The sequence below is a fragment of the Streptomyces sp. cg35 genome, from assembly GCF_050410835.1.
In the GTDB taxonomy this organism is placed as follows: domain Bacteria; phylum Actinomycetota; class Actinomycetes; order Streptomycetales; family Streptomycetaceae; genus Streptomyces.
Map to the genome: position 1 here is coordinate 2,662,994 of NZ_CP191268.1, position 18,460 is coordinate 2,681,453.

At 71.2% G+C, this 18,460-nt stretch carries 18 protein-coding genes; 8 read left to right on the plus strand and 10 right to left on the minus strand.

Annotation, left to right across the window (positions count from 1 at the left end; translation table 11 throughout):
* Position 1: 1 nt before the first annotated feature.
* Positions 2 to 1,810, minus strand: a complete 1,809-nt coding sequence (locus tag ACQUQD_RS12180) for a DAK2 domain-containing protein (RefSeq protein ID WP_428952075.1) — start codon at positions 1,808 to 1,810, stop codon at positions 2 to 4.
* Between the two features lie 154 nt (positions 1,811 to 1,964).
* Here ACQUQD_RS12180 and rpmB point away from each other — a divergent pair, with 154 nt between their 5' ends.
* The 3 genes from rpmB to ACQUQD_RS12195 all read left to right on the plus strand — a co-directional run bounded on the left by rpmB (position 1,965) and on the right by ACQUQD_RS12195 (position 6,890).
* Positions 1,965 to 2,150, plus strand: a complete 186-nt coding sequence (gene rpmB, locus ACQUQD_RS12185; RefSeq protein ID WP_003957616.1) for a 50S ribosomal protein L28 — start codon at positions 1,965 to 1,967, stop codon at positions 2,148 to 2,150.
* Positions 2,151 to 2,295: 145 nt separating this feature from the next.
* Positions 2,296 to 5,301, plus strand: a complete 3,006-nt coding sequence (locus tag ACQUQD_RS12190) for a BTAD domain-containing putative transcriptional regulator (protein WP_428952076.1) — start codon at positions 2,296 to 2,298, stop codon at positions 5,299 to 5,301.
* A 218-nt stretch (positions 5,302 to 5,519) separates the two neighbouring features.
* Positions 5,520 to 6,890, plus strand: a complete 1,371-nt coding sequence (locus tag ACQUQD_RS12195) for an FAD-dependent monooxygenase (protein WP_428952077.1) — start codon at positions 5,520 to 5,522, stop codon at positions 6,888 to 6,890.
* On the opposite strand, the gene thiD is transcribed toward ACQUQD_RS12195, so the two are convergent.
* Both thiD and ACQUQD_RS12205 read right to left on the minus strand, forming a co-directional pair.
* Positions 6,836 to 7,783 carry a bifunctional hydroxymethylpyrimidine kinase/phosphomethylpyrimidine kinase gene (gene thiD / locus ACQUQD_RS12200; RefSeq protein WP_428952078.1) on the minus strand — a complete coding sequence of 316 codons (948 nt, stop codon included), beginning with the start codon at positions 7,781 to 7,783 and terminating at the stop codon, positions 6,836 to 6,838. The genes ACQUQD_RS12195 and thiD overlap by 55 nt on opposite strands.
* Positions 7,780 to 8,763 (minus strand): thiamine-phosphate kinase, encoded by a 984-nt coding sequence (locus ACQUQD_RS12205; RefSeq protein ID WP_428952079.1) that lies wholly within the window; start codon positions 8,761 to 8,763, stop codon positions 7,780 to 7,782. Before ACQUQD_RS12205 ends, thiD begins: the two co-directional genes overlap by 4 nt.
* A gap of 244 nt (positions 8,764 to 9,007) precedes the next feature.
* Here ACQUQD_RS12205 and ACQUQD_RS12210 point away from each other — a divergent pair, with 244 nt between their 5' ends.
* Both ACQUQD_RS12210 and ACQUQD_RS12215 read left to right on the plus strand, forming a co-directional pair.
* A complete protein-coding gene (locus tag ACQUQD_RS12210; protein WP_016642988.1) occupies positions 9,008 to 9,241 on the plus strand; it encodes an Lrp/AsnC family transcriptional regulator in 234 nt (77 codons plus the stop codon).
* A gap of 20 nt (positions 9,242 to 9,261) precedes the next feature.
* Positions 9,262 to 9,759 carry a DUF3515 domain-containing protein gene (locus ACQUQD_RS12215; protein WP_428952080.1) on the plus strand — a complete coding sequence of 166 codons (498 nt, stop codon included), beginning with the start codon at positions 9,262 to 9,264 and terminating at the stop codon, positions 9,757 to 9,759.
* Between the two features lie 241 nt (positions 9,760 to 10,000).
* Here ACQUQD_RS12215 and ACQUQD_RS12220 read toward each other — a convergent pair whose 3' ends face one another.
* From ACQUQD_RS12220 to ACQUQD_RS12230, 3 genes are all read right to left on the minus strand, one after another.
* Positions 10,001 to 11,173 (minus strand): D-alanine--D-alanine ligase family protein, encoded by a 1,173-nt coding sequence (locus ACQUQD_RS12220; protein WP_428952081.1) that lies wholly within the window; start codon positions 11,171 to 11,173, stop codon positions 10,001 to 10,003.
* Positions 11,174 to 11,242: 69 nt separating this feature from the next.
* Positions 11,243 to 12,253, minus strand: coding sequence for an NAD(P)H-dependent glycerol-3-phosphate dehydrogenase (locus ACQUQD_RS12225; RefSeq protein ID WP_428952082.1), 1,011 nt, complete (start codon positions 12,251 to 12,253; stop codon positions 11,243 to 11,245).
* A complete protein-coding gene (locus ACQUQD_RS12230) occupies positions 12,250 to 13,011 on the minus strand; it encodes a lysophospholipid acyltransferase family protein (RefSeq protein WP_428952083.1) in 762 nt (253 codons plus the stop codon). The genes ACQUQD_RS12225 and ACQUQD_RS12230 overlap by 4 nt, the downstream gene beginning before the upstream one ends.
* Before the next feature lie 135 nt (positions 13,012 to 13,146).
* Here ACQUQD_RS12230 and cofC point away from each other — a divergent pair, with 135 nt between their 5' ends.
* Complete coding sequence (gene cofC / locus ACQUQD_RS12235) at positions 13,147 to 13,779, plus strand: 2-phospho-L-lactate guanylyltransferase (RefSeq protein ID WP_428952084.1); 633 nt, start codon at positions 13,147 to 13,149, stop codon at positions 13,777 to 13,779.
* A gap of 13 nt (positions 13,780 to 13,792) precedes the next feature.
* On the plus strand, positions 13,793 to 13,996 hold the full coding sequence (locus ACQUQD_RS12240; RefSeq protein WP_428952085.1) for a hypothetical protein: 204 nt from the start codon (positions 13,793 to 13,795) through the stop codon (positions 13,994 to 13,996).
* 111 nt (positions 13,997 to 14,107) lie between these two features.
* Here the strand turns inward: ACQUQD_RS12240 and ACQUQD_RS12245 are convergent, their stop codons facing one another.
* From ACQUQD_RS12245 to leuC, 4 genes are all read right to left on the minus strand, one after another.
* A complete protein-coding gene (locus ACQUQD_RS12245) occupies positions 14,108 to 14,782 on the minus strand; it encodes an HU family DNA-binding protein (protein ID WP_428952086.1) in 675 nt (224 codons plus the stop codon).
* Positions 14,783 to 14,914: 132 nt separating this feature from the next.
* Positions 14,915 to 15,154: a hypothetical protein gene (locus ACQUQD_RS12250; RefSeq protein ID WP_428952087.1), complete on the minus strand. Its 240-nt coding sequence runs from the start codon at positions 15,152 to 15,154 to the stop codon at positions 14,915 to 14,917.
* 324 nt (positions 15,155 to 15,478) lie between these two features.
* A complete protein-coding gene (gene leuD, locus ACQUQD_RS12255; protein ID WP_428952088.1) occupies positions 15,479 to 16,072 on the minus strand; it encodes a 3-isopropylmalate dehydratase small subunit in 594 nt (197 codons plus the stop codon).
* Between the two features lie 6 nt (positions 16,073 to 16,078).
* A complete protein-coding gene (gene leuC / locus ACQUQD_RS12260) occupies positions 16,079 to 17,503 on the minus strand; it encodes a 3-isopropylmalate dehydratase large subunit (protein WP_428952089.1) in 1,425 nt (474 codons plus the stop codon).
* Positions 17,504 to 17,689: 186 nt separating this feature from the next.
* Between leuC and ndgR the strand changes: the two genes are divergently transcribed.
* Entirely contained in the window at positions 17,690 to 18,406 is a 717-nt protein-coding gene (ndgR, locus tag ACQUQD_RS12265; RefSeq protein ID WP_026245909.1) for an IclR family transcriptional regulator NdgR, read from the plus strand.
* Positions 18,407 to 18,460 lie beyond the last annotated feature (54 nt).

An 18,460-nucleotide genomic window follows, 5' to 3' on the forward strand; every position in this document is an offset into this window, starting at 1 on the left:
GCTACTCGACGCCGATCAGCATCAGCGCCGACTGCCGCCCGCCCCGGTACACCACGGTGTCCACGGCCAGGTAGGTCTCGCGGACGTGCTGCTCGAGGCTGTCCGCGATCTCGTCGGGAACCTCGTCGCCCAGGACGAGCGTCACGAGTTCGCCGCCGGCCGCGAGCATCCGGTCGAGGACGGTGCGGGCGGTCGCCGGGACCTCGCCGCCGATGACGGCGACGTCGCCGTCGATGAGGCCGAGGACGTCGCCCGCCTGGCAGATGCCGGCCATGGTCCAGGACTGGCGCTCGGCGACGGCCAGTTCGGCGTACCGGGTCGCTCCGGCGGCCGAGGTCATCGCGACGACGTCCTCGTCGAAGCGCCGGTCGGGTTCGTGCACGGCGAGCGCGGCGATGCCCTGCACCGCGGACCGGGTCGGGATGAGGGCGACCCGCACCCCTTCGGACCTGGCCTGCTCGGCGGCGGCCGCCGCGGTGTGCCGCAGCTCCGCGTCGTTCGGCAGGAGCACCACCTCACGCGCGTGGGCACGCCGGATCGCGTCGACCAGCTCACCGCTGGCCGGCGGTTCGCCCGGCCGGTCGGGCACGGTCGTCGCGCCCGCCTCCGTGTACAGCCCCGCCAGACCGTCGCCCGGTACGACGGCCACGACGGCCCGCTGTGCCCGCTCGCGCGGCGGCGCCGAGGCCGCGTGGGCGTCACCGAGGCCGAAGTGCGTGATGCGGATGCGGTAGGGCCGTCCGGCCTCGACACCCGCCTCCACGGCCGCGCCCGCGTCGTCGACGTGCACGTGGACGTTCCACAGACCGTCCCCGCCGACCACCACCAGCGAGTCGCCCAGAGCGTCGAGCCTGGTCCGCAGCCGGGCCACGGCCCGGTCGTCGGCTTCGAGAAGGTAGATGACCTCGAAGGCGGGCCCGGCAGCGCCGTGCTCCTCCACACATTCAAGGGGGGCGCCGTCAGTGCCTTCCTTGGTGGCCGCGACCGTGTCCACGCGCGCGTGCTTCTTTCCGTCTTCCCGGCCACGTAGTGGTGTGGTGTGCCCGGAGACGGCCTCGCTCAGCGCGCCGAGCATCACGACGAGACCGCGCCCGCCCGCGTCCACGACGCCGGCGCGGCCCAGCACCGCGAGCTGTCCGGGCGTCGCGTCGAGCGCCGCGCACGCGCCTTCATATGCGGCGCGGGCCACAGCGCCGCAGTCCCCGTCACCGACGTCCGACGCCGCGTCCGCGGCCGCCGTCGCGACGGTGAGTACCGTGCCTTCGACGGGGTGGGCGACCGCCTCGCGCGCGGACTCGGCGGCCCGGCGCAGCGCGAGCCGCAGTGCGCCTGCCTCGGCCCCGGAGCCGTGATCTGCGTCACGGCCCGCACCGTCGGCGAGCACCTGGGCCATGCCCCTCAACAGCTGCGCGAGGATCGTTCCGGAGTTGCCGCGGGCACCGATGAGCGCGCCGTGAGCCATCGCGCGCATCACTTCGGGCAGCGTGGGGACGACCGGATCGGGACCGGCCTCCAGGCCCGCGAAGACGGCTTCGACGGCTTGATGCGCGGACTCGACGGTCAGATAGAGATTGGTGCCGGTGTCCCCGTCGGCCACGGGATACACGTTGATCGCGTCGATCTCCGCACGGTCCCGGCCGAGCGCTTCCAGGGCGAGTGAGCACCAGGCGCGCACCGCGACGACGTCGAGCACATGCGGCACCTGCGCCTCCCTTGAGCAGCTGGACTGGCCTCGCAGAGTAGACCCCGCCAGGAGGCCGTCAGGAAAGGGGCCTGGTCCGGGGTCCGGGGCAGCGGCCCGGGCAGCCATGGTAGTTTCGTTGTACCGAAGCAGCCGTTGTATGCTGCTCCGGTTGCCCGATATCCATCGGGCTCTCCCCTGGCACCGCCACTCAGATCCTCTGATCTTGATCCCGGCATGCCGGGATCAACCGTAAGTGCATCTGAAGTCTTTGGAGTGACCCGTGGCTGCCAACTGCGACGTCTGCGGCAAGGGGCCGGGCTTCGGCAACAACATTTCGCACTCGCACCGCCGTACGTCCCGTCGCTGGAACCCGAACATCCAGCGTGTGCGTGCAGTGGTCGGGCGGACGCCGAAGCGGCTCAACGTCTGCACCTCGTGCATCAAGGCCGGCAAGGTCTCGCGCTGACGTTTCGCGTAGCGCGGCCACCTCGCTGGTTGCTTGAATCAGCCGGTCCCCTCGGGGGCCGGCTTTTTCGTGTGCCCGCGACCGGGACGGGCTCAAGATCTCCGTCCCGGGCATGACTGTCGGTGGTGGCTGCCAGACTCTGCGCATGCGGTTCGGCATTCTCGGCCCCCTCGATGTGCGGGCCTCTGACGGCAGCCCCCTGGACGCCGGGGGGCCACGGCCGCGTGCGCTGCTGACCGCGCTGCTCCTGGACGCCGACCGCACGGTCTCGGTGCAGCGTCTGATCGACGGCCTGTACGGCGAGACCCCGCCGGCCAACGCGGCCAACGCGTTGCAGTCGCAGGTCTCCCGGCTGCGCAAGCGGCTCGGCCTGGAGATCGAGACGGGGCCGGCCGGATACCGGCTGGTCGTCGACCCGGACTCGGTCGACGTGCACCGCTTCGAGCGCCTCGCGCGCGAGGGCGGGCAGGCGCTGGGCGCGGGAGACCACGCGCGCGCGGCGGCGCTTCTGAGGGAGGGGCTCGGCCTGTGGCGCGGTCCGGCGCCGCACGACCTGCCGAAGCTGGACGAGCTGCGCCTCGGGGCCGTGCAGGACCGGATCGAGGCCGACCTGGCACTGGGCGGCGGCGCGGAGCTGGTGGCGGAGGTGCGCGAGCTGATCGCGCGGTATCCGCTCGGCGAGCGCCTGTACGGGCTGCTGATGCGCGCGCTGCACGCGGCGGGGCGGCCCGCTGAGGCACTGCGCGTCTACGAAGAGGCGCGGCGCGTCCTCGCGGACGAGTTGGGCGCCGACCCGTCGCCGGAGCTGTCGGCGCTGCACTTGGAACTGCTGCGGGGGCGGGAGCCCGTGCGACAGCGCGGGGTGCCCGCGCAGTTGACGCGCTTCGTGGGACGGGCAGAGGAACTGGCCCGGATCGACGCGCTGCTGGCCGGCGCTCGTCTGGTGACGCTGACCGGGCCCGGCGGCGCGGGCAAGACACGGCTCGCGGTCGAGGCGGGGCGGGCCCACGCGGACGTCTGCTACGTGGAGCTGGCGCCGCTCACCGTTGGCACGGGGATCCCGTACGCGATCCTCACCGCGCTCGGTGTGCGCGAGGGGCTGCGCGGCCCGCAGGGCGAGGAGGCCACGGAGCGGCTCGTGGCCGCGCTCGAAGGCCGTGAGCTGCTGCTCGTGCTCGACAACTGTGAGCACCTGGTCGAGGGCGCGGCCCAGGTGGCGGGGCTGCTCCTGGGCACCTGCTCCGGCCTGCGGATCCTGGCGACGAGCCGGGAGGCGCTCGGCATCACCGGTGAGGTGCTGTGTCCGGTGCCGCCCCTCGCGGCGGGCCCGGCGGCCCAGCTGTTCCGGGACCGGGCGGCGGCGGTCCGGCCCGGTTTTGATGGGGACGAGCACGCGCGCGTGGCGGCGATCGACGGCATCTGCGCGGCCCTCGACGGGCTGCCACTGGCGATCGAGCTGGCCGCGGCCCGGCTGCGTACGCTCACGGTCGACGAACTGGCCGAGCGGCTCGGTGACCGCTTCCGGGTGCTGTCGCGCGGGGATCGCACCAAGGCACCCCGGCATCGCACGCTGCGGGCCGTCGTGGAGTGGAGCTGGGAGCTGCTCGACCAGGAGGAGCGGGACCTGGCGTGCCGCCTGACGGTGTTCGCGGGCGGGGGCCTGTCCGGGGGCGCGACGCTGGACGCGGTGGAGGCGGTGTGCGGCATCCCGTACCCGGAGGATCTGTTGGCCTCCCTCGCGGAGAAGTCGTTCCTGGAGGCGTCCGACGGGCGGTACCGGATGCTGGAGACGATCCGTGCCTTCTGCGCCGAGCAGCTGCCGGATCCCCTTCTGCGGGAGCTGCGTGACGCGCACGCCGCGTATTTCCTGCGGCTCGCGGAGGAGGCCGAGCCACGGCTGCGCGGGCGCGATCAACTCCCCTGGCTGGAGCGGCTGTCGACGGAGCGGGGCAATCTCGATGCTGCGCTGCGCCACTGCCTGGATGCCGCCCCGTCCGACGGGCTGCGCCTCATGGCGGCCCTGTCGTGGTTCTGGCGGTTGCACGGGCTGGCCAGCGAACGCGTGGATCTCGCCCGTGAGCTGATGGACGCGGTGGGGCCGGAGCCGCCGCCGGGCCTCGAGGAGGAGTACGCGTTGTGCGGGCTCAACGCCGTCATGGGGGACGGCGACGAGGCCCGGCTCGCGTGCGCGGACCAGGTGCTGGCCTCGATCGACCACCAGCTGAGGCTGCCGTTCACGGTGGTGCTGTGGACGCTCGCCGTCGGGCCCGAGCGGTCCCGGGACGAGCGAGTGCACGCCCAGGTGGGGAGCGATCCGTGGGGTCGGGCGCTGCTCGCCGTCGGCCTCGGGTTCCAGGAGCAGTTCGCGGGGCGCCCGGCGGCGTCGGAGGCCTTGTTCGCCCAGGCCCTGGCCGGTTTCCGGGAGACCGGCGACCGGTGGGGCATGGCCAACTCCCTCGATCAGCTGGGCATGTACGCCGACTGGCGCGGCGAGCGGACCCGCGCACTGGAACTGATCGACGAAGCACTGCACTACGCACGGGAGTTGGCTGCACCCGAGGAGACGTCCGACCTGCTGTGCCGGCGCGGCGCCGTCCTGCTGCGCAGCGGTGCGTACGAGGAGGCGACCGCGGACTTCACGCGCGCCGGCGAGCTGGCGCGGGTCGCGGGCGCGCCCGAGAAGGTGGCGGGGGCACTGTGGGGCATGGGCGACGCGGCGCGTCTGTCCGGGGACACGGCCCGTGCGCGCGAGCACTACGAGGCGGCCCTGGAGACGAGCGCACGCTCCTGGTACAGCGTCGGCCAGACCGTGCACATCTTCCTGGGACTGGGGCGCGTGGCCCTCGCGGAGGGACGTGCGGACGAGGCGGACGAGTGGTTCGCGCAGGCCCGCACGCTGTCGACGGGCGCCCAGACGCATGGACTCGAAGTCGCGCAGGTGGCCGAGGCGTTGGCGTCCCGGGCGGTCGAGCCCGAGCGCGCCGCGACACTCCTCGGCGCCGCGTCGGCGCTGCGCGGACAGCTGATCGTGGACGACCCGGACGTGACCCCGGTCGAGCGCCGGATCCGGCGGATGCTCGCGCCCGAGGTCTACAAGAAGGCCTTCGCGCTGGGCGGGAGCCTGCGGCAGGACGCCGTCCGCGAGTCTTAGGGCGCTGACCGGTCGCCGAGGCCCTCACCTCCCCCAGCTCGAGCTCGATCCCGCCCTGCCCCGCCCCGCTCACAGCTTCCCGCCCCGTCCCCACCCCCCTCTCTCACCCGGCACACGCCCGACTCCCGGCAAGCCCCAGCAAGGCCCGGCACGTTCCGGTAAGGCCCGGTCAGCGAGTGGTCAGCGAACGGTAAGCGCCGGACCGCAAGCTCACTGCCATGACGAAGCAGACACGCACCACCGGCAATCACCGGGCCACCGACAGCCTCCCGACCACCGCCACGCACAAGGCCATGCCCCGGCCCAAGCCCGAGTCCGAGCCCAAGCCCGAGTCGAAGCCCGAGTCCGTCGGCGACGCGCTCGCCCACCTCGACGTCCTGGTCTCCGGCGCCAGCGTCGCCGGCCCCGCGATCGCCTTCTGGCTGTCCCGTCAGGGCGCTCGCGTCACCGTCGTCGAGAAGGCTCCGGCCCTGCGCGAAGGCGGCTTCGCGGTCGACTTCCGCGGCCACGTCCACCGCACCGTCCTCACCCGCATGGGCATCTGGGACGAGTTGCACAGGATCCGGACCGACATGGGCCACCAGACCATCGTCGACGCGGACGACAGCGAGCGCGTGGACCTGCCCGCGCATCTGATGAGCGGCGATGTCGAGGTCCTGCGCGGCGACCTGTCCAAACTCCTCTACGAGCGCACGAAGGACACCGTCGTCTACGTCTTCGGCGATTCGATCGCCACCCTGACGGAGACGGCCTCGGGCGTCGACGTCACGTTCGACCATGGCGCTCCCCGCGCCTTCGACCTGATCGTCGGCGCGGACGGCCTGCACTCGAACACACGGCGACTGGTCTTCGGCGACGAGTCCCGGTACCTGCGGTTCTTCGACCACTACGTCGCCGGGTTCGACATGCCCAATCACCTGGGCCTGGACCGTACCGCCCGGCTGTACACCGAGCCGGGCCGCACCGCGATGATCAGCAACTACGACGGCGACGCCGACCGGGCGGGCGCCGCCGTGGTCTTCCGGTCACCGCAGCTCACGTACGACCGCAAGGACGTCGACCAGCAGAAGCGCATCGTCGCCGAGAAGCTGCGGGGCATGGCCTGGCCCCATGTGGAGCAGATCCTCGACGCGCTCGACACGGCGGACGACCTGTACTTCGACGCCATCGCCCAGGTCCACATGGACCGGCTCTCGCAGGGCCGGGTGATCCTGCTCGGCGACGCGGGGTACGGCGCCACCATGGGAGGCATAGGCACCGGCACGGCGCTGGTGTCGGCCTACGTCCTGACGGGCGAACTGGTGGCGGCGCGCGGCGATCACCGCACCGCGTTCGCGGCCTTCGAGGCGGGGATAACGAAGTACGCGAAGGGCTGCCAGAAGCTCTCCGGGAACGCGGGCCCGTTCCTCGCCCCGCCCACCGAGAAGAAGATCCGCAGCCGCGACCGGGCGTACCGGATGCTCAGCTCACGTCTCCTGGCGGGCTTCTTCAAACGCATCACGGAGAAGGCGGCGAGCAATCTGGCGCTGAAGGACTACGGCCTGGCAGGCGAGTCGACGCCGGCGGCCGCCCTGAACCTCCAGCCGTGATCCACGGGCCCGATCCCACCGCCGAGTGCGAATCCGGCGGCGATCGCCCCGGTCACGTACTCCTTGGCCGCGCGCACGGCCTCGGGGACGGACTGCCCCTTGGCCAACTGGGCCGCGATCGCGGAGGCGAGGGTGCAGCCCGTGCCGTGGGTGTGGCGGTTGTCGTGCCGCGGGGCACGCAGCCAATGCTCCTCGGATCCGTCGGTCAGCAGATCCACGGCCTCGGAGGATCCCCCAGCCACGGAACCGCCCCCACCCGGACCGGAAGCAGAAACAGACACAGGTGCAGGAGCAGACACAGATGCAGACGCAGAACCGGAGCGCGCATGCCCGTCATCGGAACGCAGATGCCCACCCTTGATCACCACCCAGCGCGGCCCGTACGCGAGCATCGCCGCCGCGGCACGCCGCATCCCGTCCTCCGACTCGACCTGCACACCGGTGAGCTGAGCCACCTCGTCGAGGTTCGGGGTCGCGACGGTGGCGGTCGGCAGCAGCTTCGTACGGACGGAGTCCAGGGCCGACGCGGCGAGCAGCGAGTCTCCGTGCTTGGACACCCCGACCGGGTCGATCACGACGGGGGCATCGGTGCCCGCGAGCAACTCGGCGACGCATTCGACGAGTTCGGGCGAGGCCAGCATGCCCGTCTTGACGGCCTGGACTCCGATGTCGTCGACGACGCTGCGGTACTGGGCGCGCACCGCCTCCGCCGGCAGCTCCCAGGCTCCTTGCACACCGAGGGAGTTCTGGGCGGTGACGGCCGTGACGACACTCATGCCGTGGGTGCCCAGGGCCAGCATGGTCTTCAGGTCGGCCTGGATCCCGGCGCCACCGCCGGAGTCGGACCCGGCGACGGTCAGCACTCGTACCGGCGCGGTGGTGGAGGCGGTCACGACTCGATCTCCCCACCGGGGAAGTCGTCCCCGAAGTGGTCCCAGCCGCCCTTGCTGGTCCAGGGCGCGCCGTCCACGGTGACCTGGGGCAGGGCCGAGGGGTTCAGCACCTCGCCGATCACCTTCCATCTGGCGGGCAGCTTCACGTCCGCCGGGAAGGTGGCGACGATCGCGTGGTCCTCTCCCCCGGTCAGGACCCACTGCAGCGGGTCGACGCCGACGGCCTGGCCGATGTCGTTCATCTGGGAGGGCACGTCCACCTTCCCGGACTTGATGTCGATGCGGACCTTGCTGGCCTCGGCGATATGGCCCAGGTCGGCGATGAGTCCGTCGCTCACGTCGCACATGGCGGTCGCGCCGAGCCCGGCCGCGGCGGGGCCCGCGTGGTACGGCGGCTCGGGCCGGCGGTGCGCCTCGACGAAGGCGCGCGGCGAGCGGAAGCCGCGGGAGAGCACGGCGTACCCGGCCGCGGACCAGCCGAGCCACCCGGTCACGGCCACGACGTCGCCGGGCTGCGCGCCGGCGCGTGTCACGGGCTCGCGGTTGCGCAGATCGCCGAGCGCGGTGATCGCGATGGTGATGGTGTCGCCGCGGACGACGTCGCCGCCGACCACCGCGGCGCCGGCCACCTGGCACTCGTCGCGCAGCCCGTCCATCAGCTCCGAAGGCCAGGACGCGGGCAGCTCTGCGGGCACCACGAGGCCGAGCAGCAGGGCCGTCGGCACGGCGCCCATGGCCGCGATGTCGGCGAGGTTCTGCGCGGCGGCCTTGCGGCCGACGTCGTACGCCGTGGACCAGTCGCGCCGGAAGTGCCTGTTCTCCAGCAGGACGTCCGTGCTGGCGACGACCCTGCGGTCCGGCGCGGCGACCACGGCGGCGTCGTCGCCGGGGCCGATCCGTACGGCCGGGGTGGTGGTGAGCCGCGAGGTCAGCTCTCGGATGAGTCCGAACTCCCCCAGCTCGCCGACGGTGCCCTTCATGCGCGTACTGCCCCTTCTGCCCCGGCCTGCTTGCGGTCGCGGGCCGTCTCTGTCATGGGTACGGTTTGTGTCACGGGCCTGCCCTCTTCTTCCCTCATGGGCGTGCCTCCACGATCCCTTGCGCGGCCGCCGTGTACACGGTGTGTACGCCACAGCCACCCCGGGTCTCCCCGCGACGAGCGGCGACGCGATACCGTGGCGTCCCTTCTCCCCACATGATCCTCGTGGCCGCCCTGGAGGTTCCGTGGTACAGGCGTACATCCTGATCCAGACCGAAGTAGGCAAGGCGTCGACCGTCGCCGAGCTGATCGGAAAGATTCCGGGAGTCATACAGGCCGAGGATGTCACCGGCCCCTACGACGTGATCGTGCGTGCGCAGGCCGACACGGTCGACGAGCTGGGTCGCATGGTGGTCGCCAAGGTCCAGCAAGTGGACGGCATCACACGAACCCTGACCTGCCCGGTCGTCCACCTCTAGCCCCCGTCTACCCTGTGCCGGTGAACTCTCTTCGCCACCGGCTCCGCCTTGCCATCGGGTTGCCCGCACTGTCCCTGATGATCGCCGCCGCTTCGGGCTGCGCTTCAACGGACGATGCGCCCGCGGCGACGGTTCCCACCCCGGACGCGAAGGTCACCAAGCTGTGCCGGAATCTGCACGAACTGCTGCCGCAGAAGGTCGACGGACTTGAGCGCAACGATCCCGAACCGCACTCCGAGTTGACCGCGGCCTGGGGAAGTCCGGCGATCATACTGCGCTGCGGTGTGCCGTGGCCGGACGCGGTATTGAAGAAGGGCAGCATGCCCGCGACGGTCGACGATGTGGAGTGGGTCGTGGAGGGGCTCGACGACGGCGCGCAGCGCATGACGACGGGCGGGCGTCTCGCCTATGTGGAGTTGACGATCCCCAAGAAGCAGGTCTCCCTGGGCGGGGCGGGCCCGCTCGTCGATCTGGCGCAGGCCGTCAAGAAGGCGATCCCGAAGGGGATCGCCGACTGACGCGACGCGCGCCCCGCGCAGCGCACCGCACGCACCCCAGACTCCGCACACACCCCACACACCGCGCACCCGACAGGGCGCACGCCCGGCGACACGCGCTCCAGAGAGCGCGCACCCGCGGGGCATCCGACGCGTGGCACACGACTGAGCACACGCCTCGGGACACAAGATGCGGGGCGCGGCCCGCATCCAGACAATGCGGGCCACCGATGCGGGGCGCGGCCCGCGAAGCGAAGTAGTCCTACCGCAGCCCGGTCGACCGGCGCAGCGCGGCCTGCAGCAGCCGGTCCACCAGCTCCGGGTAGCTGACCCCGCTCTCCTGCCACATCCGCGGGTACATGGAGATCGGCGTGAAGCCGGGCAGCGTGTTGATCTCGTTGATCACGAACTCGCCGTCCTCCCCGAGGAAGAAGTCCGCCCGCACGATGCCCTCGCAGGACACGGCGTCGAAGGCCGCGACGGCGAGCCGCTGGACCTCCGCCGTCTGCTCCGGGGTGAGCGGCGCGGGCACGATGCCGGCGGCGGAGTCGATGTACTTGGCCTCGAAGTCGTAGAAGTCGTGGGCCTGCACCGGCGGGATCTCGGCCGGGACGGAGGCACGCGGGCCGTCCTCGAACTCAAGCACGCCGCACTCGATCTCCCGCCCGACGATGGCCGCCTCGACGATGACCTTCGGGTCGTGGGCGCGGGCGGTCTCCATGGCCTCGTCGAGCCCCTCGAAGGAGTCGACCTTCGTGATGCCGATCGAGGAACCGGCGCGTGCGGGCTTGATGAACAGCGGCCAGCCCTGCTCGCCGACGAACTCCGCGATGCGGCGCCGCGCACCCTCCTGGTCCTGCTCCCACTCGCGCGGCCGGACGACGAGGTACGGCCCGACCTTCAGCCCGAAGGACGTGAAGATCCGCTTCATGTACTCCTTGTCCTGGCCGACGGCCGAGGAGAGCACACCGCAGCCGACGTACGGCGTCCCGGACAGGTCCAGGAGTCCCTGGATCGTGCCGTCCTCGCCGTACGGGCCGTGCAGCACGGGGAAGACGACGTCGACGTCTCCGAGGGCCTTGGGCACGGAGCCGGGCTCGTTGTAGACGACCTCGCGCGAGGCCGGGTCGACCGGAAGCACGACCCCGCCCTCGGCCGAATCGGCGAGATCGGCCACGTCCGGCACCTTGCGGTCGGTGATCGCCATCCGCTCGGGGTCGTCCGACGTCAGCGCCCAGCGCCCCTCACGCGTGATGCCGATGGGCAGCACGTCGTACTTGGAGCGGTCGATGGCGCGCAGCACGGCGCCGGCGGTGACGACGGAGACGCCGTGCTCGGAGCTTCGACCACCGAAGACGACGGCGACCCGCGGCTTCTGTCCGCCGGTGGCGGACGCGGCGGACGCAGGGCTCTGGGGGAGGTTCTCGCTGCTCATATCGCGTTGAGGGTACCTGCTGGTAGCACAGGAGTCAGCGCCCGCAGAGCCCCGCCGCGCCGCCGTCGCTCAGCGTCGCTCGGGCTTGGCGGAGCGCGACATCAGCTCCTTGAGAGCGACGACCGGCGGCTTCCCCTCGTGGACGATGCCGACGACGGTCTCCGTGATGGGCATGTCGACGCCGTGGCGGCGCCCGAGCTCCAGCACCGACTCGCACGACTTGACGCCCTCGGCGGTCTGCTTGGTGACCGCGATGGTCTCCTGCAGGGTCATACCCTTGCCGAGGTTGGTGCCGAAGGTGTGGTTGCGCGACAGCGGGGAGGAGCAGGTGGCCACCAGGTCCCCGAGGCCCGCGAGTCCGGAGAACGTCATCGGGTCGGCGCCCATGGCCAGCCCCAGGCGCGTCGTCTCCGCGAGGCCGCGCGTGATGAGCGAGCCCTTCGTGTTGTCGCCGAGCCCCATGCCGTCCGCGATGCCGACGGCGAGGCCGATGACGTTCTTCACGGCGCCGCCGAGCTCGCAGCCGACCACGTCGGTGTTCGTGTAGGGCCTGAAGTACGGGGTGTGGCAGGCGACTTGGAGGCGCTGGGCGACGGCCTCGTCGCGGCAGGCGACGACCGCGGCGGCGGGCTGCCGGGCGGCGATCTCCCGCGCGAGGTTCGGGCCGGTGACGATCGCGATGCGCTCCTGGCCGACCTTCGTGACGTCCTCGATGACCTCGCTCATCCGCATCGCCGAACCGAGCTCGACGCCCTTCATCAGGGAGACGAGGACGGTGTCGGGGGCGAGCACCGGGGTCCAGTCGGCGAGGTTGGCACGCAGCGTCTGCGACGGCACGGCGAGCACGGTGAAGTCGGCGCCCGCCGCGGCCTCGGCCGCGTCGGTGGTCGCACGCACACCGGCGGGGAGTTCGACGCCGGGCAGGTAATCCGGGTTCGTACGGGTGGAGTTGACGGCGTCGGCCAGTTCGGCGCGGCGGCCCCACAGCGTGACATCGCACCCCGCGTCCGCGAGCACCATGGCGAATGCCGTACCCCATGAGCCGGTCCCGAAGACTGCGGCCTTCACGGGTCGGGTCACTTGTTCTCCTCCGAACTGCCGCTCTGCTCCTGCGACTTGCGGCGCTGCTCGATGCGCGCCTCGCGCGGGTCGTAGCGCTTCTGCGGAGCCTTCTCACCGCGCAACTCCGCCACGAGCGAGGTGATCTCGGTCATGATGACCTCGGTCGCCTCCTTCAGCAGCTCCGGCGTCATCTCCTTGTCGTAGAAACGCGACAGGTCGACGGGCTCACCGGCGAGGACATGGTGCGTCTTGCGCGGGAAGAAATGCGGCTTCTTCGTATAGGGCGGAAGTACTTCGGTGGCTCCCCACTGGCCGACGGGAATGACCGGGCACTGTGTCTGCAGCGCGACGCGCGCGACGCCGGTCTTACCGGTCATGGGCCACAGTTCGGGATCCCGGGTGAGCGTTCCTTCGGGATAGAAGGCGACGCACTCGCCGCGCTCCACGGCGTTGATCGCGGCGCGGAAGGCGCTCAGCGCGTTCGTGGACTCGCGATAGACGGGAATCTGCCCGGTGCCGCGCATCGCGGCCCCCACGAACCCCTTCTTGAAGAGGCCGTGCTTGGCGAGGAATCGCGGGACTCGTCCGCTGTTGTACTGAAAATGGGCGTACAGGAACGGGTCCAGATGCGAATTGTGGTTGACCGCGGTGATAAATCCGCCGTCGGCAGGAATGTTCTCCATTCCGCGCCAGTCCCGCTTGAACAGAACCACCAGGGGCGGTTTGCAGAGGACCGCTGCGAAGCGGTACCAGAAGCCGATTCTGCGGCGGGACACTCGGACACCTTCCTCTAGGACCTTGCAGGCGGGGCCTGGCGGGCCGCACAAGTGTCGCCCCAGGCCACCGGTCTGTCGAGAACACCGTACGCCCGCGCGAACAGCTGCACCTCATGCACAGGTCACAATAGGCGCGTGCAGTGGACCCTGGTGATACCGCTGAAACCGCTGGTGCGGGCCAAGAGCAGGCTGGCGCCCGCGGCCGGGGCCCTGCGCCCGGGCCTGGCGCTGGCGTTCGCGCAGGACACGGTGGCCGCCGCACGGGCCTGTGCGGCGGTCCGCGATGTGGTGGTCGTCACGGACGACGCCCGGGCCGGCCGCGAACTGGCGGCCCTGGGGGCCCGCATCGTCGCCGACACCCCGCAGGCGGGTCTCAATGCCGCTCTCGCGCACGGTGCGGCGGCCGTACGCTCCCTGCGCCCCGCCGCGTCGCTGGCGGCCCTGAACGCGGACCTGCCCGCGCTGCGTCCCGCCGAATTGGCCCGCGTTCTCGCGGCGGCCACCGCATTCCCCCGCGCTTTTCTGCCCGATGCCGCCGGAATCGGCACCACGCTCCTGTCCGCGGCTCCGGGCACGGAATTGCTTCCGGCATTCGGCGCGGCCTCCCGCGCCCGGCACACGGCGTCGGGCGCCACGGAACTTCCCCTCGACGGCGTGGACTCCGTACGTCAGGACGTCGACACCGGCGACGATCTGCGCGCCGCGCTCGCCCTGGGCGTGGGCCCGTACACCGCGAAGGCCACGGCGGGGCTGCTGACCGTGGACTGAGTACGCTGCCTGCATGCAGGCCACCGCGTACACGTACGACCCCGATACCCGCTCCGGCAGCGTCCTTCTGGATGACGGGACGCCGATGCCCTTCGACCCCGCCGCCTTCGACGCCGGCGGGCTGCGCCTGCTGCGGCCCGGCCAGCGGGTGCGTATCGAGGTACAGGGAGAGGGCGAGGCGCGCCGGATCGCGCTGGTGACCCTGCAGACCTTCTGAACCCCGCTCCGCGGACCTCGGGAGCGGGGTTCAGGGCGCCGGACATGCCGCGGGCCGGGCTCCCCGAGGGGAGCCCGGCCCGGCGCGTGAGCAGCCTGGTGGCATACGCCCTTACTTCTTGCGGGCGGTGGCCTTCTTGGCGGTGGTCTTGCGCGCAGTCGACTTCTTGGCGGGCGCCTTCTTGGCCGTGGCCTTCTTGGCGGGAGCCGTCTTCTTCGCGGTGGCCTTCTTGGCGGTGGTGGCCTTCTTGGCCGGAGCCGCCTTCTTCGCCGTCGTCGCCTTCTTGGCGGTGGTCGCCTTCTTCGTGGCGGTCGCCTTCTTGGCCGTCGTCGCCTTCTTGGCGGCGGTGGTCTTCTTCGCAGCGGTCTTCTTCGCCGGCGTCGCCTTCTTGGCGGCGGCCTTCTTGGCCGTCGTCTTCTTGGCCGCGGCCTTCTTGACCGTCGCCGAAGCGCTGCCGGTCAGGCTGCCCTTGGGCGCCTTCTTGACCGCGACGTCGTTCTTCGGGAGCTTCTTCGAGCCCGCGACGAGGTCCTTGAAGCCCTGGCCCGCACGGAAGCGCGGAACCGACGTCTTCTTGACCCGGACGCGCTCACCCGTCTGCGGGTTACGGGCGTAACGGGCCGGGCGGTCGACCTTCTCGAACGAACCGAAGCCGGTGACCGAGACGCGGTCACCGTTGACCACGGCACGGACGACGGCGTCGAGTACGGCGTCGACAGCCTCGGCGGCCTGCTGACGGCCACCGACCTTGTCGGCAATCGCTTCTACGAGCTGCGCCTTGTTCACGTCTTCCCCTTCGGAGACATTGCCGGAGCGAATCTCTTTCGACCCGGCTTTTTCGCACGTTAGGCAGATATATACCGCAAATCAAACGCGAAACGGGCTAATCACCCTTGTGCCGCAACGAACTCGGCAGTCTCAGAGTTCCTCTTCAGTGCCGGAGCCCTCTTCGAAGTCGTCGAGGTCCGCCCTGAATCGCTCCAGACGCCTTGCCGCACCGGCCACGTCGTGTTTGGCCGCGGCCGTAATGGCCAGCAGCTTCCGGGTCAGCGCCATCCGTACGCCCTCCGGGACTTGCAGTGAGCGCACTCGGGCGTGCGCTTCTTTGAGTTGGTTCGCGACCGCCGCGTACAGCTGGAGTTGGCCGTCGTGTTCCATGCACAGATTGTGCCATCTGGGGCGAGTTGTCGCCTCCGCAGGGGGTAACTCCCGCCCCACAGGGGCCTCCTGGCCCCTTGCGCGACGCGTCCGCCCGGAGCCGCGCCGAAGCTCGCGTACCCCAGGAACACCCCTGGTATTCAAGGGAGTTGACAGGCCGCGGAGACCGCCCGCGCGGGTCGGCCGAGGGCCGTCGGGGCCGGACATAGAAGTACCCCCAACCGGTGCACGATTGGGGGTACGTGTCCTGCAGATGTGGCCTGAATGAGCCTTGCCCAGCGGCGGATCAGACCGGGCGGAGCCGGCTCGGCGGCCGGGCCGGACTCAGACCTGGAGGGTCTTGGGCTTGTAGGCGGGGCGCTGCGCCTCGTAGGAGGCGATGTCGGCCTCGTTGCGCAGGGTGATGCTGATGTCGTCGAGCCCGTTCAGCAGCCGCCAGCGGGAGTTCTCGTCGAGCTCGAAGGAGGCCGTGACGCCCTCGGCGCGAACTTCGCGCTCCTGCAGGTCGACCGTGATCTCGGCCTGCGGGTCGCTCTCCACCAGCTCCCACAGCCGGTCCACGACCTTCTGGTCCAGGACCACGGTCAGCAGACCGTTCTTGAGGGAGTTGCCGCGGAAGATGTCGGCGAACCGGGAGGAGATGACGGTCTTGAACCCGTAGTTCTGCAGGGCCCACACCGCGTGCTCACGGGACGAACCGGTGCCGAAGTCGGGACCGGCGACCAGCACCGTGGCCCCGGCGCGCTCGGGCTTGTTGAGGACGAACTCGGAGTCCTTGCGCCAGGCCTCGAACAGCCCGTCCTCGAACCCGTCCCGCGTCACCTTCTTGAGCCAGTGAGCAGGGATGATCTGGTCGGTGTCGACGTTGCTGCGGCGCAGCGGGACGGCCCGGCCGGTGTGCGTGGTGAATGCTTCCATGGCTGATCAGACTCCAGCAGGCGTACGGTCGTCGGCGAGGTCGGCCGGGGAGGCCAGATGGCCCAGCACGGCGGTGGCGGCGGCGACCTGGGGCGAGACCAGGTGCGTACGGCCGCCCTTGCCCTGCCGGCCCTCGAAGTTGCGGTTGGAGGTGGACGCGGAGCGCTCGCCGGGGGCGAGTTGGTCCGGGTTCATGCCCAGGCACATCGAGCAGCCCGCGTGCCGCCATTCAGCGCCGGCCTCCTTGAAGACCTTGTCCAGGCCCTCGGAGACGGCCTGCAGGCCCACCCGCGCGGAGCCGGGGACGACCAGCATCCGTACGCCGTCGGCGACTTTGCGGCCCTCGACGATCGCGGCGGCCGCCCGGAGGTCCTCGATACGGCCATTGGTGCACGAACCTACGAAGACGGTGTCGACCTTGATGTCGCGCAGCGCCTGTCCGGCCTCCAACCCCATGTACTCCAGGGCCTTTTCGGCGGCGAGGCGCTCCGAAGCGTCTTCGTACGAAGCCGGGTCGGGGACGTCCGCCGAAAGCGGCGCGCCCTGACCGGGGTTGGTGCCCCAGGTGACGAACGGGGAGAGCTCCTCCGCCTTGATGAACACCTCGGCGTCGAAGACCGCGTCCTCGTCGGTGCGCAGGGTCTTCCAGTACGCGACCGCGGCGTCCCAGTCCTCGCCCTGGGGCGCGTGGGCGCGGCCCTCGAGGTAGGCGAAGGTGGTCTCGTCGGGGGCGATCATGCCCGCGCGGGCACCGGCCTCGATGGACATGTTGCAGATGGTCATCCGCGCTTCCATCGACAGCTTCTCGATGGCGGAGCCGCGGTACTCCAGGATGTAGCCCTGGCCGCCGCCGGTGCCGATCTTGGCGATGATCGCCAGGATCAGGTCCTTGGCCGTGACGCCCTCCGGCAGCTCGCCGTCGACGGTGATGGCCATGGTCTTGGGGCGGGCCAGCGGCAGCGTCTGGGTGGCCAGCACGTGCTCGACCTGCGAGGTGCCGATGCCGAACGCCAGCGCGCCGAACGCGCCGTGGGTGGAGGTGTGCGAGTCGCCGCAGACCACGGTGGTGCCCGGCTGGGTCAGACCCAGCTGGGGGCCCACGACGTGGACGACACCCTGCTCGACGTCGCCCAGGGAGTGCAGGCGCACGCCGAACTCGGCGCAGTTCTTGCGCAGCGTCTCCAGCTGGGCCCGGGAGACCGGGTCGGCGATCGGCTTGTCGATGTCGAGGGTCGGGGTGTTGTGATCCTCGGTGGCGATGGTGAGGTCGAGGCGCCGCACCTGGCGGCCCGCCTGCCGGAGGCCGTCGAAGGCCTGCGGGCTGGTCACCTCGTGCAGCAGGTGCAGATCGATGAAGAGGAGGTCGGGCTCGCCCTCGGCGCGCCGGACGACGTGGTCGTCCCAGACCTTCTCCGCGAGTGTCCTACCCATCGCTTTCCCTCCGGCCGGCTCAGGTACGCCGGCCCAACTAGAGATTCGGATCGCCGTCGCTCGTACCCCTCGTACCGGACGTCGGCTGCCGGGCCCGTTGGTCCGCGGGCCGGTGTCCGTACAGAGTGGCAAGTTCCACGGGAAATTGAACTTGCGTTTCACAGAGTGAGACGGGAGTATCGACGCATGGACAACAGTAGCGGCGTCGGCGTTCTGGACAAGGCAGCCCTTGTCCTGAGCGCCCTGGAGTCCGGACCCGCGACCCTTGCAGGGCTGGTCGCGGCCACCGGACTGGCAAGACCCACGGCCCATCGTCTCGCAGTGGCCCTCGAGCATCACCGGATGGTGGCTCGAGACATGCAGGGCCGGTTCATTCTCGGCCCGCGCCTCGCGGAGCTCTCGGCGGCGGCCGGCGAGGACCGCCTGCTGGCGACCGCCGGCCCGGTGCTGACGCATCTGCGGGACGTCACGGGCGAGAGCGCGCAGCTCTACCGCCGCCAGGGCGACATGCGTATCTGCGTCGCCGCGGCGGAGCGCCTGTCCGGACTGCGGGACACGGTGCCGGTCGGCTCGACGCTCACGATGAAGGCGGGCTCGTCCGCGCAGATCCTGATGGCCTGGGAGGAGCCCGAGCGTCTGCACCGCGGTCTGCAGGGCGCCCGCTTCACGGCGACGGCTCTGTCGGGCGTACGCCGCCGCGGCTGGGCCCAGTCGATCGGCGAGCGGGAGCCGGGCGTCGCGTCCGTCTCCGCGCCCGTGCGCGGCCCGTCGAACCGCGTGGTGGCCGCCGTGTCGGTCTCCGGTCCCATCGAGCGCCTGACGCGCCATCCGGGCCGGATGCACGCCCAGGCCGTGATCGACGCCGCGGGCCGCCTCTCCGAGGCCCTGCGCCGCACCGGCTGACTCACAACGCGCCTTATTCTCCTGCCAGTTCCCGGCCGGTCGCTTCAACGCCGC